This is a genomic window from Rhizobium sp. YJ-22, assembly GCF_029601685.1.
Lineage (GTDB): Bacteria > Pseudomonadota > Alphaproteobacteria > Rhizobiales > Rhizobiaceae > Metarhizobium.
Map to the genome: position 1 here is coordinate 283,399 of NZ_JARRIR010000006.1, position 16,750 is coordinate 300,148.

Genomic DNA, 16,750 nt, shown 5'->3' on the forward strand with positions numbered 1-16,750 from the left:
TCAGGATAGGTCCATCGGAAAGGGTTCCGAAGGTTTGGCGCGAAAGTAACGTCAGTTGCGCAGGCCGGGAGGCAGTTCTCCACCACCCTCGACCAGGAAAAATCGCGAGGCCGCTTCGGTACGGTTGCGCACATTCATCTTCTTGTAGATGTTGCGGACATGCACCTTCACGGTATTTTCCGACAGGTTGAGCTTGTCGGCGATGATCTTGTTCTGTGTTCCCTTGCAGAGCAGATCGAGGATCTGGACTTCGCGGGTTGTCAAGACATAGGCTTCACCGAGCCGCGAGGGTGCGGTCAGGGCGGTGGGCTTGATCATCGCCTGCGTCTTTTCCAGCGGAGTCTTGCTGGCGCGCAGGCGGCTCATCAGCGCCGAGGGGAAATGCTCGCCGCCTTTCATCAAAAGGTCGACGGCAGCCATGAAGACATCCATGCGCAGGTTCAGCGGCAGGATGCCGTCGATGGTGCGCGTCTCGACGAGCGTGTCGAGATTGGTATCCATCATGTCGATCGCATCGATGACCAGTCCGATGGAAGCCTCCGGATGCAGGCTACGCACGGCCTGGACCGCTGCATGAAGTTCCGTTGTGGGGATTTTATAGAAGAGAGCCAGCCTGACCTTGCTGTCATCGTGGTCGATGATGGCGTTTGAGTCGTCCAGGCTGACGACGTCGCAAAAGGGAAACTTCTTTCCCAGGGTCTCGACCAGGCATTCGGAGAATAGATCGGTCCTGGCCAGGACTAGTAGTGTATCGGATGCTGCGGCCAAACTGCCGCTCTTGTTTGGATTGACGACTCTGGATGCTACCATGAACATTAATGCCTCCCTACGCCCGGCAATCTCAGCCGAAATAATACCCTCTCTTCGGAACCTTTCCATGTGGATAGGCCCCGTCAGTCACTGGATAGGCCTGTCAGTCGCTCAATGTGTTTATTAGTTGTTAACGATCCTATTATGAATGCTGATGCGAATAAATGGCCCAAACGGATTAGTTGGTTTAAAAAACGCTTAATTTTCCTTTGAAGGAATGCAAATTTCTGCACCCATATGCTTCCCGGAAACAACGCAACCCGCGATTTCATCGGATTACAACACCAGATTGCAAGACGATTCTTCCCGTCAAGACTTATGTGGAAACAAAACTCCATTAAACTTCAATTTGTCGCCCTTCAACCGGTATTATTTAAAAACGACCCAATTAATCACTATTTCCTTAACCCGAATTGATGTCTAGGAATGGTGCTCGTTCCGGTGCAATGTCTGCCCGTCGCCGCAAGGTGGACCGGAAAGGCGCATACAGTTCGTATATCCGCAGCTCCAGTGATGCGTGAAGTGGATAGCCTCTCCGCCAGTCAAGACCCGAAAATCTGAAGTCGAAACCGCGATGCGTATCTGTCGCGGCATGGCTGAACTGCGACCTTGTAAACCGTATCGCAGCCGGTTGCGTATCGACCTTCCGAAGACGGGACGTAGCAGAGTAAGCGTCGCAGATGCCGCGTATCGAGTGCATCTGTTTGTTTGTAACCATCGAAGTCATGGCGTGTGAAATCCCGTTTAGATGAGAGGGATATCGTCTGCGACTTCGGCCTCAACCGGAGGAAAGACAATGCCGTTTCCAGTCAATCAGGTGAACCAGACCATCAACGATATCGACCAGACGACGAACAGCACCAGCAACACCGACGAAAGCACCAAAATCGGTGCGCTTTCCGATGGCTTTGCCAACACAGCGACGAACTCGACCGAAATCGACGATGGTTCGAACGGCTATATCGGCACTGCGAACGGGAACGACCGCGGCAACTGGAGCGATAGCAGCACAGACGGTTCCTACAACGACAATTCAACCACCAGCAACGCAACGACCAACACCGACAGCAGCAGCCATATTGATGTCGATGCGCAGGTTGATGTCGCGATCGGAAACGGCAACGACCGCGACAACGATTACGACTGGAACTACAACGATCAGGACACGACGAACACGACGAACACCGCAACGTCGAGCGTTTCTGACAGCTATAACGACGTCGACAATACCTCGACGAGTGTCGCTAACAGCAACAACTACGCTTACAACGACCAAAGCGACCACAGTGACAACAGCAACCGCAGCGATAATAGCGATCGCAGCGACAACAGCGACCACAGCGACCACTCCGTCTACACATCCGACAACGATTTTGCCGATCTCGATGGCCTGAGCGGCTTCGGCAATCTCGGCGTGGCCGGCGGCGACCTCACCTTCAATCTGGGTGACGATTTCTCGTTCAGCCTCGATGTCAGGGATCTCCTCAACAACTCCCTGAACGGTGACGGCAACGACGTCGGCTTCAGCCTGGTCCAGGCAAATCATCTGGCGGACCAGGACTATGCCTCCGGCATCAGCATGGAAAATAGCGGCGCCACCAACACCTTGAACGCATATGGCGGCACGGCCAATGGCGCAGAGGGTATTGACGCATCCGGCGAGTGCTGGACACCGGCGGCAAACATCAATGTCGGCGACGACATGACCGGTAGCAGCACTGCAAATGCCTCCGCCATCGTTGCTAATTCCGGCTTCCATCTGGAGCTGGTGCAGGGCGCCAACATGCTCAGCAACACTCTGGACTCGACGATCTCGGGTGGCGACTTGCACCATTCGGGCGAAGACACCGCAAGCTCCTGACCTATACCTCTCTGACGATAAAAGGCTGCACCGGTGCGTCCGGTGCAGCCACAGTAATTTGTGATGCCGGAAACGGCGCCGCAATGTTCGTCCGAGAGGGATCGGGCGGATCGTTGCGGGTATCCGGCCTCGCGCGTTCGTTGCGGAGGCTACCATGTATACCGAGAGCATTAACGAGATTATCGCGCATTTCATCGGCCTCTTCGAAAGTGAGGTCGAGATGGCGCGTATGCGTATTCGTTATCTTGGAGGCAGAGCCGATGAAGACAGCGTGAGGCTGCCGCCCAGCGATGCTCCGGTCAGGCTTGACCCGCCGGGGCATGTGGAACTGAGCGATTATACGCCGGGTGTCAGTTACAGAGCGCCGCATTACGGTTTCCATATCGAGGTGCACACCGGCAAGCTGCTGACGCCCCGCCACCACGATCCCGACGACCTCACCGGATTTCACTTCCGCCATCGAATGACCTCCAGCCCCGATCTTCCGCCGGATCGCCTTCCCGTACAACACGAGCTGATCATTCACACCGGCCCCGGCTCCGCAATCACCCATGTCGTGCAGTCCAACCTGCTGCAGGATGACGACTATCTCGACATGACCGGCGGCCCGCGTCTCTTTTACGATCTTTCCTACGTCAATCAACGACTTGCCGAATACTGGCTGAAGGGCGACGCACTCAATCCCTTTTCCGATTTCCACCGCACCGATACCTATGAAGGGGTCAAGGCGCTGGCGGATCGCGCGCATGAAGCGATATCGCTGCTCGCCGAATCCGGCGTTTCCAGCCTTGGCACCGGCAACGATCAGGATTTCGTCGCCGCCGGCAAGGAACTCGACGGTAGCTGGGTCAATGGCAAGTCCACCACGGAAACCCTGAAGATGGACGAGGCCATGCCGGATCGTGGCATCGCCAAGCCGCACGAAGAGCCGGAAGGCGTCGAGGGATCGGCGTCGCAAATCGGTGGCGCTGAAAACAGCCTGACCGTCGCCGCCGGCGCCAATGTCCTCGCCAACGAGTTCTCGCTGGTCGACAGCGGCGTCATCTCGCCTGTCATGGCGGTGATGGGCAATTACCAGCAGGTGGATTCCATCGTCCAGACCTGGGTCTACAGCGACCAGGACAAGGTCGACGATATCTTCACCAAGCCGGCCGACCATCACGCGACGGTCGCCAACAACATCGCCACTTTCGCTCGCACTAGCTATGACTTGCCGCCGGCGACGGCCACGACCGAGGATGGAACGCCAGCGTTTCCCAGCGCCTGGCGCGTCAGCGTCATCAATGGCGACGTTTCCTTCGTCAACTGGACCGAGCAGTATCACTTCATGACCGACAATGACGTCATGACGGTCACGACGACGGGCTCCTCGGCAAGCGTGCTGACGGGCGGCAATGTCTCGCTCAATCTCGCCTCGTTTCTCGGCCTCAGCCTGCAATACGATCTGGTGATCGTCGGCGGCAATGTGCTCGACATGAACATGATTAGCCAGTTGGCGGTGCTCTATGACAACGACACCGTCAAGGCGGGCGCGGGCGCCGGGGCGGGCGCGACGGTCCAGACCAGCAACAATCTTCTGTGGAACGAGGCCTCCATCCACAATATCGGGCTGAACAACCGCTTCGACACGATGCCCGATTATGTATCCAAGGCGGTCCAGCACATCAACGATCGCAACGGATCCCTGCCCGACGGCATGGCCTCGGATTCGCTGTTTGCCGGCAAGCAAGGGCTCAATGTGCTCTACATCACCGGCAATATCTTCAATATCAATTACATCCGCCAGACCAGCGTACTCGGCGATGCCGACCATGTGACCCAGGCGGCGTCTACGCTTCTCAAGAACAGCGCGGGCGCCAATGTCTCGATCGATACGGGCAGCAATGTCGTCGGCAACAGCGCCCATATCGTCGATTACGACAGCTTCGGCGCCAAGACCTATCTTGGCGGCCAGCTCTATTCCGATGCGGTTCTGATCCAGAGCGGCATCGTCGAGAACGACACGTCGATTGCGCATCTGATGACCGGCGGACTCGCCAACGAGCTCGTCGCATTCCTTCATGATGACGCCACCGGCAGCCACAGCACAGATGGAGTTTTCAATAACGGTCACGACTGGTCCTGGGCATCGGCGCATCCCGCCGATGTCATGCAGACGGCGGTCGCCTGATATGAGTTTGGGTAGGAGTGAGTGGGATGAATTACGTGTTGAGAGGGACGGTTTCCTGGCAACCGCCCATGCGGCAGGACGCAGTCCGCCGGGGCGGCTCCGAAGGCGATGTGATGGATGCCTGCATCCAGGCCATCAATGACGCCGTCGAGGATTTTCTGACGACATCGCTGGCCAAACCGCCGCAAGATACCGAACTGCAAAAAGAAATTCAGGATACCGCCCCGCAATCAACCGCACTGGAAAGCGCTCCCCGGCTTGCCGAGCCGGCGATCCAGACAATCGCTCCCCCGATACCGGTTCCGGAAACCGTTGCCAAAGCGCCTGTCGCGCCTTCCAATCCCGCAACGGCGCGTGAAACGCCTGCTTCTCCCACCGATCCTGCCGCCCGCGTCGAACCCGTTCCGAAGCAGGACCTGCCCTTCGTCAAGACCATCGACAGCGACAACGGGCCCGTGCGCGCCAATGAACGTCGCCCCTCGACCGGCGGCGGCGGCAATGGCCGCACGCCCGATTCCGGCGGTGGCGGCGGTGGCGGCGGCAATCCGAACCAGCAGGGCTTCCACAAGCGTAGCGAACCGGTCAACTTCGCCCGCAGCCTGCAGCAGGCGATGGCCGCCATTCGCCGCAACATGGCGGTGGTGATGATCTTCACCATCGCCATCAACGTGCTGCTGCTGGCGATCCCGATCTATCTGTTCCAGATTTCCGACCGTGTGCTGACCAGCCGCTCGATGGACACGCTGGTCATGTTGACGATCGCCGTCATCGGCGCTGTCCTGCTGCAGGCGTTCATGGATTCGGTGCGCCGCTTCATCCTGATGCGCACGGCAGTAGAACTGGAGGTTCAGCTCGGCGCACCGGTTCTGTCGGCGGCGGCGCGCGCCTCGCTGCACGGCAACGGCAAGGATTACCAGACGCTGCAGGATCTGCAGCAATTGCGTGCCTTCATCACCTCCGGCACGCTGATCGCCTTCCTCGATGCGCCATTGATGCCGTTGTTCATCATCGTCGTCTACCTGGTGCATCCGCATCTGGGCATCATCATCATGGTGTGCTGCGTCACGCTGTTTCTCATCGCCTGGCTGAACCAGCGCTTCACCGCAAGGCAGTTCTCGGAGGCCAGCGGTTATGCCAGCCGCGCCAATTTCCATCTCGATTCGATGACCCGAAATTCGCAGATCATCAACGCCTTGGCGATGATCCCGGAAGCCGTGAGGATGTGGGGGCAGGAAACGGCCGGTTCGTTGAAGGCTCATGTCCAGGCCCAGGATCGCAACATCATCTTTTCGGGTATCTCCAAGGGCTGCCGCATGGTCGCGCAGATCGCCCTGCTCGGCTGGGGCGCGCATTTGTCGCTCGCCGGCGAATTGACCGGTGGGATGGTGATCGCCGCCTCGATCATCTCCGGTCGCGCGCTGGCGCCGATCGAAGGCGCCATCGAAGGCTGGAACCAGTTCAACCGCTCCGCCGCCGCTTATGGCCGCATCAAGCAGTTGCTGCTCGGCTCGCCGCTGAACTTCGCCCGCCTGCGCCTGCCCAACCCGGAAGGACGGCTGGATGTGGAGCGCGTGCTGTTCGTCCCGCCGCCGCAGAAGCGCGTGATCCTCAACGGCATTTCCTTCTCGCTGAAGAAAGGCGAGTCGCTGGCGATCATCGGCAATTCCGGTTCCGGCAAGACGACGCTCGGCAAGATGCTGGTCGGCTCGATCATGCCGACCTCGGGCAATGTCCGCCTCGACCTGATGGATCTGCGCAACTGGGACCAGCGTCAGTTCGGCGAAAGCATCGGCTACCTGCCGCAGGACGTGCAGCTTTTCCCGGGTACGATCAAGGCGAACATTTCACGCATGCGCGACGATATCGAGGACCGGCAGATCTTCGAGGCCGCGGTGCTGGCCGATGTGCACGAGCTGATCGCCGGCCTGCCGCAGGGATACGAGACCATCGTCACCGCCGATGGCTCGCCGCTTTCGGGCGGCCAGAAGCAGCGTATCGCGCTGGCCCGCGCCTTCTTCGGCGATCCGAAATTCGTGGTGCTCGACGAGCCCAACTCCAATCTCGACACGCAAGGGGAGGCGGCGCTCGCCCGCGCCCTGATGCATGCCAAGAAGCAGGGTATCACCACGGTCACGATCACCCAGCGCCCAGCGCTCCTGCAATGCGTCGACAAGATCCTGGTGCTGAAGGATGGCACCGTCGGCATGTTCGGCGAGCGGATGGAAGTGTTGAAGGCGCTTTCGGGCAATCGCGGACAGCAGCAGCAGGGCGGCGCAGAACCGCGCATAGGGGGTTGAGATGGTTTTCCGCAGCAAGAAGAAGAAGCCCGAGGATCAGAAACAGATCGAATGGTATGCCGAGGTGCCGCGCTCGATCCGTATCCATACGGTTGTCGGCCTCGGCGTCCTGTTCGCCTCCTTCGGCGGTTTCGGCTTCTGGGCCGCGACCGCGCCGCTCGCCTCGGCGATCATCGCCCAGGGAAGCTTCGTCGCCACCGGCAACAACAAGATCGTCCAGCATCTGGAAGGCGGGATCATCAAGGAAATGATGGTCAGCGAAGGCGACAGCGTTAAGGAAGGCGATGTGCTGCTGACCCTCGACCCGACGGCTGCACTCGCCAACGAGCGCGCCTACAAGCTGCGGCGGCTGCGCCTTGAGGCGATCGTCGCCCGGCTGCGTGCCGAAGCGCAGGGCGAGACGACCTTCAAGATTCCCGATATCGTCATGGACGAAGCCCAGGATCCGGATATCCATGCGATCATACAGAGCCAGAACGTCGTCTTCCACAGCAAGCGGATCAAGCTGGAGGAACAGCTCAATCTCATCGACAAGAACATCAAGTCGCTGGAATTCCGGTATTCCGGTTATGAGGGGCAAAAGGCTGCTTTCGACCGCCAGCTGGCGCTGTTGACGGAGGAGCGCGATTCCAAGACCAAGCTCGCCGCGCAAGGGATCATCCGCAAGACCGACATGCTGGCGCTGGAGCGCGCCATCGCCGACGCCATGGGTGACATCGCACGGCTCAGCGGCGAAATGAACCAGAGCGAAGCGGAAATCGCCCGTTTCCGCCAGGAAGCCGTCATCGCCACCAATGCCAATCGCCAGGCGGCTCTGGACGCGCTGGAATCGGCCGAGGCCGATCTCGACAGCGTGCGCGAACAGGTGCGCGAGGCATCGGAAGTGCTGGATCGCACCACCATCCGCTCACCGGTGACCGGCACGGTGATCCGATCCTATTATCACACCGCCGGCGGCGTCATCACCACCGGCAAGCCGATCATGGAGATCCTCCCAGCCCATGTGCCGCTGATCCTCGAAGCGCAGGTGCTGCGCACCTCCATCGATCAGTTGCACCAGGGCCAGCCCGCCGCGATCCGGCTTTCGGCGCTCAACCGGCGCACGACGCCGGTGCTGAACGGGACGGTGTTCTACGTCTCAGCCGACAGTGTCGAGGAAGCGTCCGGCATGTCGGTCAAGGACGTCTATATCGTGCGCGTGCAGGTCTCCGACGACGAGATCGCCCGCGTCCACGGCTTTCATCCGGTGCCGGGCATGCCCGCCGACGTGCTGATCCAGACCTCGGAGCGCACTTTTTTCGAATATCTCACCAAGCCGATCACCGACAGCATGTCGCGCGCCTTCAAGGAGCGGTGAGATCCTTGTGGGGCGCTCGACCCTCGAGCGCCCGCTTTTCCTGCGACATCGCAATCCCGGACTTCCCCGAGGAATTGCGGTATGATGGCGGCCTGTCGCAGGGTCGGGAGGCTTCAGCATGGCGGCGATGTCGGACGTATTGCTTCGGGTCGGACGACTGAATTACGTTTGGACCAACACCGAAAGCCTGCTGATCTACCTGATCGCGCACCTGTTGCGGGTGGACAAGGAAGCCGCGATCGTCGTCTTCCTGACGCTGAACACCACCCGAGCCCGCATCGACCTGATCGAGCGGCTTGCCAAGCTTGCCGCAACTCCGCCTGGAGATCGCAAGGCGATCCTGTCGTTGATGACCCGTCTTAAGAAAGAAGCGAAGACCCGCAACAAATACAATCACTGCATCTATGCTTTCGACGAGAAGGGCGAGATCCTCAGTACCCAGCTCATGCGCCTGGTCGAGGACGACAAGCATGTGCATTACGGCAAAGTCGAAAAGATGGACCAGCGCGAGATCGACCATCTCGAAAAATCCATTGCCGGCATCGTCGATATCAGCAACGCTATGTGGAGCTTTATCCGTGCCAGCGAGCATGTTTCGGGCGCGCTTTGAAGGGTGTTCTTAGCAGCTGCTAATCGGCGATACGGTAGGGCAGGGCGCCGCGCAGTGTGTGGTCGATGGTCAGCTTGTGCTTGAGCGGCGGCACGGCGCGGCTGGCGCAGTTCATGCGCTCGCAGATGCGACAGGAAATACCGATGGGATCGAAGGCCGCCCGGTTCGACAGATCTAGATCGTCGGCATAGACGAAACTGTCGGCATAGGAAATCTCGCAGCCCAGCGCGATGGCGTAGTGCGGCCGCGGCGCGCCGAAACCGCCGCTACCCTTGGTGATCTGCGTCGCAAGGCAGAGATAGCGCACGCCGTCCGGCGTCTCGGCGAGCTGGCGGATCATTCGCCCCGGCGACTCGAAGGCCTGATGCGCATTCCAGAGCGGGCAGGCCGCGCCGAAGCGGGCGAATTGCAGCTTGGCGGCGCTGTGGCGCTTGGTGATGTTGCCGGCCCGGTCGATGCGGGCGAAGAAGATCGGAATTCCCTTGGCGCCTGGCCTTTGCAGGGTGCTGAGGCGATGGCAGACCTGCTCCAGCGACGCGCCGAAGCGGGCGGCGAGCAATTCGAGATCGTGGCGCAATTCGCGCGCCGCCTTGAGGAAGGTCTGGTAGGGCAGGATGAGCGCGCCGGCGAAATAATTGTGCAGGCCGATGCGACAGATCTCCACCGCTTCCTCCGTGCGGAACCCGGCGGCGGCGGCCACGGCATCGATCTCGCGGCCGGCATGAAGCTGGGCGATCTGCAGCGCGATCTGGAAATCGCGGGTCGAAGCCGGCGCATAAGGGTTCAAGGTCAGGATGCGCGCCTTGGGATCGTAGCGGCGCACCTCCTCGCTGCCCGGTGCGCCGCGCACCACCCGCACCCCGTATTGGCGCTCCAGATAGCTGGCGAGCAAGCCATGGCTATCGCCATCGCCAAGGTTCAGCGCCGCCGCCAGCCGCTCGGCCAGCGTGTCGATCTCGTGGATGTAATTGTCGACGAAGTGGAAGAAATCGCGCACTTCCTCGTAGGGCGTGGTTTCGGCCAGTGCCGAGCGGCCGATGGTGTCGTCGAAGCTCGCCAGCCGCTCGCTATTGCGGCGATAGGCCTGATGCACCTGGATCAAGGCATGGGCGAGGCCCGGTGCATTCTGGGTCACGAGCTTCAATTCCTGCAGGCTCGGGTTATAGGTTTCGAACAGCGGGTCGCTCAGGGCTTCCGAGAGCGCCGAAAGCAGACGGTCATTCTCGCCGGAGGAGAGGGCGGCGATATCCACCTGGCATTTTTCCGCCAGCGCCAGCAGCACGGCGGCGGAGACGGGGCGCTGGTTATTCTCGATCTGGTTGAGATAGCTGGTGGAAATGCCGATGCGCTCGGCGAACTGGCTTTGGGTGGCGCGCTGGCCCTCGCGCAATTCGCGCACCTTGCGGCCGATGAAAAGTTTTCCGATCGCCATGACTCACCGCATTCGCAAGTTTGCAATTTTGTATTTGCATATTTGTAACTTATGCATATGCGCGCGTTCAAGCATTTTATTCATCCCATAAACGGCGTAATCGACAATGCGACGATTTCGATTGCCAGACAGGGAGGACCTTCCATGCGCGCCATTCTCGCCGAAGTGGAAGCAAGACGCGCCGAGGCGCGATTGGGCGGCGGCCAGCGCCGCATCGATGCCCAGCACGCCAAAGGCAAGCTGACGGCGCGCGAGCGCATCGACGTGCTTTTGGATGAAGGTTCCTTCGAGGAATACGACATGTACGTCACCCACCGGGCGACGGAATTCGGCATGGCCAGCCAGAAGGTCGCCGGCGACGGCGTCGTCACCGGCTGGGGCACGATCAACGGCCGCCAGGTCTATGTGTTCTCCCAGGATTTCACCGTTCTCGGCGGCTCCTTGTCGGAAACCCATGCGCAGAAAATCTGCAAGATCATGGACATGGCGGTGCGCAACGGCGCGCCGGTCATCGGCCTCAACGATTCGGGTGGCGCCCGCATCCAGGAAGGCGTGGATTCGCTGGCCGGATATGCGGACGTGTTCAAGCGCAATGTCGAGGCCTCCGGCGTCGTGCCGCAGATCTCGGTGATCATGGGGCCCTGCGCCGGCGGCGCGGTCTATTCGCCCGCGATGACCGACTTCATCTTCATGGTGCGCGATAGCTCCTACATGTTCGTCACCGGCCCGGATGTGGTCAAGACGGTCACCAACGAGATCGTCACGGCGGAAGAACTGGGCGGCGCCTCCACCCATACGAAAAAATCCTCCGTCGCCGATGGCGCTTACGAGAACGACATCGAGACACTGGAGCAGGTGCGGGCCTTGTTCGACTACCTGCCTCTCAACAACCGTCAGAAGCCGCCGCTGCGTCCCTTCCACGACGATCCGGCCCGGCTGGAAAACCGGCTGGACACGCTGATCCCCGACAGCTCCAACAAGCCCTACGACATGAAGGAGCTGATTACGGCCGTCGCCGACGAGGGCGAGTTCTTCGAAATCCAGGAGGCCTTCGCCCGCAACATCATCACCGGTTTCATCCGCATCGAGGGCGAGACGGTCGGTATCGTCGCCAACCAGCCGATGGTGCTGGCCGGTTGCCTCGATATCGATGCCTCGCGCAAGGCGGCGCGTTTCGTGCGCTTCTGCGATGCCTTCAACATCCCGATCCTGACGCTGGTCGATGTTCCGGGCTTCCTGCCGGGCACCGCGCAGGAATATGGCGGCGTCATCAAGCACGGTGCCAAGCTGTTGTTCGCCTATAGCCAGGCGACGGTGCCGATGGTGACCCTGATCACCCGAAAAGCCTATGGCGGCGCTTATGACGTCATGGCTTCCAAGCATATCGGCGCCGACGTCAACTATGCCTGGCCGACTGCTGAAATCGCCGTCATGGGCGCCAAGGGCGCTGCCGAAATTCTCTATCGCTCGGAACTCGGCGATGCCGAGAAGATCGCCGCGCGCACGAGGGAATACGAGGAACGCTTCGCCAATCCTTTCGTCGCCGCCGAACGCGGCTTCATCGACGAGGTGATCATGCCGCATTCCTCCCGCCGCCGCATCGCCCGCGCCTTCGCCTCCCTGCGCAACAAGCAGGTGGAAACGCGCTGGAAGAAGCACGATACGATTCCGCTCTGAAGGCTGAAAGCGATGTCCAGGACGAGAAAGCCGGAAATGACGCCCGAAGAAGCCCGCAAGGATCATTGGCGCATGTTGCGCTTCATGGTGCTGCATGCGGCCATCGGCAGCTTTATCGGCGCGGCGGCGGCGGCCGCCCTCATCCTGCTCGATCTCGGCGGCATCGGCACGCGCATTTCCCATGATGCGAACCCGATCGTGCCGGTTCTGCTGATCGTCGTGCCCTTCGCTTCGATTTTCGGCGGTGCGGCCACAGCCTCGGCGCTGCTGCTGATGCCCTATGAAAAGAAGTATAAAGATTAAAGCACGGGGACTGGAAAACACCTGATGTTCAAGAAAATCCTGATTGCCAATCGCGGTGAAATCGCCTGCCGTGTCATCAAGACGGCCAAGAAGCTCGGCATCGCCACCGTCGCCGTCTATTCCGATGCCGATCGGGATGCGCTGCATGTGCGCATGGCGGACGAGGCCGTGCATATCGGCCCGGCGCCGTCGTCGCAGTCCTATATCGTCATCGACCGGATCATCGACGCGATCCGCAAGACCGGCGCCGATGCGGTGCATCCGGGCTACGGTTTCCTCTCGGAAAACGCCGCCTTCGCAGAGGCATTGGAAAAGGAAGGTGTCGCCTTCATCGGCCCGCCGGTCGGCGCGATCCAGGCCATGGGCGACAAGATCACCTCGAAGAAGATCGCGGCGCAAGCCGGCGTGTCGACCGTGCCGGGCCATATGGGCCTGATCGAGGATGCCGAGGAGGCGGTGAAGATCGCCGGCCAGATCGGCTATCCCGTCATGATCAAGGCGTCCGCCGGCGGCGGCGGCAAGGGCATGCGCATCGCCTGGAACGACCAGGAGGCCCGCGAAGGTTTCCAATCTTCCCGCAACGAGGCCAAATCCTCTTTCGGCGACGACCGCATCTTCATCGAGAAATTCGTCACCGAGCCGCGCCATATCGAAATCCAGGTGCTCGGCGACAAGCATGGTACGACGCTTTATCTCGGCGAACGCGAATGCTCGATCCAGCGCCGGAACCAGAAGGTCATCGAGGAAGCGCCGTCGCCTTTCCTCGACGAGACGACCCGCAAGGCCATGGGCGAACAGGCCGTGGCGCTGGCCAAGGCCGTCGGTTACCACTCCGCCGGCACGGTGGAGTTCATCGTCGACGGCAAGGCGAACAAATTCTACTTCCTCGAAATGAACACCCGCCTGCAGGTCGAACATCCGGTGACCGAACTGATCACCGGAATCGATCTGGTCGAGCAGATGATCCGCGTTGCCGCGGGCGAAAAGCTGTCCTTCGGGCAAGACAATGTGAAGCTGAACGGCTGGGCCATCGAAAGCCGCCTTTATGCCGAGGATCCCTTCCGCAACTTCCTGCCTTCCATCGGCCGGTTGACGCGCTATCGCCCGCCGGTCGAAGGCAGACAGGCGGACGGGACCGTGGTGCGCAACGACACCGGCGTCTTCGAAGGCGGCGAGATCTCGATGTATTACGATCCGATGATCGCAAAACTCTGCACCTGGGCTCCGAACCGCATCGCCGCCATCGACGCCATGCGCGGCGCGCTCGACGATTTCGAGGTGGATGGCATCGGCCACAACCTGCCCTTCCTTTCCGCCGTCATGGGGCAGGAGCGCTTTCGCTCGGGACGCCTGACCACGGCCTATATCGCCGAAGAATTCCCGGACGGTTTTACCGGCGTCGAGCCGGAACCCGATGCGGCCCGCAAGCTGGCGGCTATCGCCGCCGTCGTCAACCTGACGCTACAGAATCGTGCCGTGCAAATCTCCGGCACCATTGGCAATCACCGCCGGGTGATCGGCCGCGACTGGGTGGTGACGCTGAACGGCGAAGAGTTCCCGGTTTCCGTCGCCACCAGCGAAGATGGCACCGCCATCCGCTTCGCCGATGGCGGCAAGGCGACCGTCGCCGGTGGCTGGCTGCCCGGTCAGGCGCATACGCATTTCACCGTCGATGGTGCGGTGATGGGCGTCAAGATCAACCGGGCCGGCACCGGCCTTCGGCTGCGCTGGCGCGGCATGGATGTCACCGCCCATGTCCGCTCCCCACGCGTCGCGGAACTGGCGCGGCTGATGCCGGTCAAATTGCCGCCGGATACGTCGCGGATGCTGCTCTGCCCGATGCCGGGCGTCATCACCTCGATTGCCGTTTCCGTCGGCGAGCAGGTGGAGGCGGGGCAGGCGCTGGCAACCGTCGAGGCGATGAAGATGGAAAACATCCTGCGCGCCGAAAAGCGGGCCGTGGTCAAGCGCATCGCCGCCGAGCCGGGCCAGAGCCTTGCCGTCGACGAGCTGATCATCGAATTCGAATGAGGCCGGCGGGCGGCGCTGCCGCTCCCCAAAACTTTCAATGGAATGAAGAGGAGCCGGCGATGTCGGAAAAGACCCTGAAGGACTGGGAAAGCCTGGCCGAGAAGGAATTGAAGCGCGCGCCGGAAACGCTGACCTGGCACACGCCCGAGGGCATCGACGTCAAGCCGCTCTATACGGCCGAGGATCTCGACGGCATCGGCCATCTGGATTCCCTGCCGGGTTTTGCGCCATTCCTGCGCGGGCCGCGCGCCACCATGTATGCCGGACGCCCCTGGACGATCCGCCAATATGCCGGCTTCTCAACGCCGGAGGAATCCAACGCCTTCTACCGCCGCAATCTCGCTGCCGGCCAGAAGGGCCTGTCGGTCGCCTTCGACCTCGCCACCCATCGCGGTTATGACAGCGACCATCCGCGCGTCGAAGGCGATGTCGGCAAGGCGGGCGTCGCCATCGACAGCGTCGAGGACATGAAGATCCTGTTCGACGGCATTCCGTTGAAAGAGATGTCCGTCTCGATGACCATGAACGGCGCGGTCATCCCGATCCTCGCCAATTTTATCGTCGCCGGCGAAGAGCAGGGGTGTCCGCGTGGCGAACTCTCCGGCACCATCCAGAACGACATTCTCAAGGAGTTCATGGTCCGCAACACCTATATCTATCCGCCCGAGCCCTCGATGCGGATCGTTGCCGACATCATCGAATATACCTCGAAGGAGATGCCGAAGTTCAATTCGATCTCGATTTCCGGCTATCACATGCAGGAAGCCGGCGCGACGCTGGTGCAGGAACTGGCCTTCACGCTGGCCGACGGGCGCGAATATGTCCGCGCGGCCCTCGCCAAGGGCCTGAATGTCGACGATTTCGCCGGGCGCCTGTCCTTCTTCTTCGCCATCGGCATGAATTTCTTCATGGAAGCGGCAAAGCTGCGCGCCGCCCGCCTGCTCTGGTCGCGGATCATGGAGGAATTCCAGCCGAAAAAGGCATCTTCGCTGATGCTGCGCACCCATTGTCAGACCTCGGGCGTGTCGCTGCAAGAGCAGGATCCCTATAACAACGTCATCCGCACCGCCTATGAGGCGCTGTCGGCGGCACTCGGCGGCACGCAATCGCTGCACACCAATGCACTGGACGAAGCCATCGCCTTGCCGACCGATTTTTCGGCACGCATCGCCCGCAACACCCAGCTCATCCTCCAGCACGAGACCGGCGTCACCAAGGTGGTCGATCCGCTCGCCGGCTCCTATTACGTCGAAAGCCTGACCAACGAACTCGCCGAAAAGGCCTGGGCGCTGATCGAAGAGGTCGAGACGATGGGCGGCATGACAAAAGCCGTGGCGGAAGGCTTGCCGAAGCGGATGATCGAGGAGGCAGCCACCCGCCGCCAGGCCGCCGTCGACCGCGGCGAAGAGGTCATCGTCGGCGTGAACAAATACCGGCTGGAAACCGAGGAACAGCTCGATATCCTCGAAGTCGACAACACCGCCGTTCGCAGCGCCCAGATCCGCCGCATCGAGGATACCAAGCGCCGGCGCGATTCCCATGCCGTCACTGCAGCACTGGAGGCACTGACACAGGTGGCGAAGAGCGGCGAGGGCAACCTGCTGGCCGCCGCCGTCGAGGCTGCGCGCGCCCGCGCTACCGTCGGCGAAATCTCCGACGCCATGCGCTCCGTCTTTGCCGATCACTCCGCCGTTCCCGTCGTGGTCAGCGATGTCTATGGCGATGCCTATCGCGACGATCCCGAATACACCAACCTCGTCTCGCGCATCGGCGAGATGAAGACGGCGCTGACCCGCAAGCCGAAGATCATGGTCGCCAAGCTCGGCCAGGACGGCCACGATCGCGGCGCCAAGATCATCGCCTCGGCCTTCGGCGATCTCGGTTTCGAGGTGCTGGCCGGGCCGCTGTTCCAGACGCCGGAAGAAGCGGCCGACCTCGCCATCGCCGAAAAGGTGCATGTCGTCGGCATGTCGTCGCTCGCCGCCGGCCACAAGACGCTGGCGCCGCAACTCATCGAAGCTTTGAAGGCCAGAGGAGCCGCAAACATCATCGTGGTTGTCGGCGGTGTCATCCCGCGTCAGGATTACGACTTCCTGCTCGACCACGGCGTCGCAGCCGTCTTCGGCCCCGGAACCAATGTCATGGAAGCGGCCCGCGCCGTGCTCGACATCATGCAGGGCCGGCTGCGCAACGCCTGAAGAA

General features: G+C 61.1%; 11 protein-coding genes. 9 read left to right on the plus strand and 2 right to left on the minus strand.

Annotated features, from left to right (window positions below):
* Nucleotides 1-51 precede the first annotated feature (51 nt).
* On the minus strand, nt 52-816 hold the full coding sequence (locus tag P7F60_RS16275; protein WP_277918866.1) for a response regulator transcription factor: 765 nt from the start codon (nt 814-816) through the stop codon (nt 52-54).
* A gap of 790 nt (nt 817-1,606) precedes the next feature.
* Here P7F60_RS16275 and P7F60_RS16280 point away from each other — a divergent pair.
* The 5 genes from P7F60_RS16280 to P7F60_RS16300 all read left to right on the plus strand — a co-directional run bounded on the left by P7F60_RS16280 (nt 1,607) and on the right by P7F60_RS16300 (nt 9,105).
* Nucleotides 1,607-2,671 (plus strand): fibrinogen-binding protein, encoded by a 1,065-nt coding sequence (locus tag P7F60_RS16280; protein WP_277918779.1) that lies wholly within the window; start codon nt 1,607-1,609, stop codon nt 2,669-2,671.
* 154 nt (nt 2,672-2,825) lie between these two features.
* The gene (locus P7F60_RS16285; RefSeq protein WP_277918780.1) at nt 2,826-4,841 is read left to right on the plus strand and encodes a hypothetical protein; all 2,016 of its coding nucleotides are present in this window, start codon (nt 2,826-2,828) and stop codon (nt 4,839-4,841) included.
* Between the two features lie 68 nt (nt 4,842-4,909).
* Nucleotides 4,910-7,138, plus strand: a complete 2,229-nt coding sequence (locus tag P7F60_RS16290; RefSeq protein ID WP_277918781.1) for a type I secretion system permease/ATPase — start codon at nt 4,910-4,912, stop codon at nt 7,136-7,138.
* A gap of 1 nt (nt 7,139) precedes the next feature.
* Nucleotides 7,140-8,495, plus strand: coding sequence for an HlyD family type I secretion periplasmic adaptor subunit (locus P7F60_RS16295; RefSeq protein WP_277918782.1), 1,356 nt, complete (start codon nt 7,140-7,142; stop codon nt 8,493-8,495).
* Between the two features lie 118 nt (nt 8,496-8,613).
* Nucleotides 8,614-9,105, plus strand: a complete 492-nt coding sequence (locus P7F60_RS16300; protein ID WP_277918783.1) for a hypothetical protein — start codon at nt 8,614-8,616, stop codon at nt 9,103-9,105.
* A 19-nt stretch (nt 9,106-9,124) separates the two neighbouring features.
* Here P7F60_RS16300 and P7F60_RS16305 read toward each other — a convergent pair whose 3' ends face one another.
* Nucleotides 9,125-10,537 (minus strand): XRE family transcriptional regulator, encoded by a 1,413-nt coding sequence (locus tag P7F60_RS16305; protein WP_277918784.1) that lies wholly within the window; start codon nt 10,535-10,537, stop codon nt 9,125-9,127.
* A 144-nt stretch (nt 10,538-10,681) separates the two neighbouring features.
* On the opposite strand from P7F60_RS16305, the gene P7F60_RS16310 reads away from it, so the two are divergent.
* From P7F60_RS16310 to scpA, 4 genes are read left to right on the plus strand one after another with little or no spacing between them, the layout of a single operon-like run.
* Nucleotides 10,682-12,214 (plus strand): acyl-CoA carboxylase subunit beta, encoded by a 1,533-nt coding sequence (locus P7F60_RS16310; RefSeq protein ID WP_277918785.1) that lies wholly within the window; start codon nt 10,682-10,684, stop codon nt 12,212-12,214.
* Nucleotides 12,215-12,250: 36 nt separating this feature from the next.
* Nucleotides 12,251-12,517, plus strand: coding sequence for a hypothetical protein (locus P7F60_RS16315; protein ID WP_277918786.1), 267 nt, complete (start codon nt 12,251-12,253; stop codon nt 12,515-12,517).
* 24 nt (nt 12,518-12,541) lie between these two features.
* Nucleotides 12,542-14,548 (plus strand): acetyl/propionyl/methylcrotonyl-CoA carboxylase subunit alpha, encoded by a 2,007-nt coding sequence (locus P7F60_RS16320; RefSeq protein WP_277918787.1) that lies wholly within the window; start codon nt 12,542-12,544, stop codon nt 14,546-14,548.
* A gap of 59 nt (nt 14,549-14,607) precedes the next feature.
* The gene (scpA, locus tag P7F60_RS16325; protein ID WP_277918788.1) at nt 14,608-16,746 is read left to right on the plus strand and encodes a methylmalonyl-CoA mutase; all 2,139 of its coding nucleotides are present in this window, start codon (nt 14,608-14,610) and stop codon (nt 16,744-16,746) included.
* Nucleotides 16,747-16,750 lie beyond the last annotated feature (4 nt).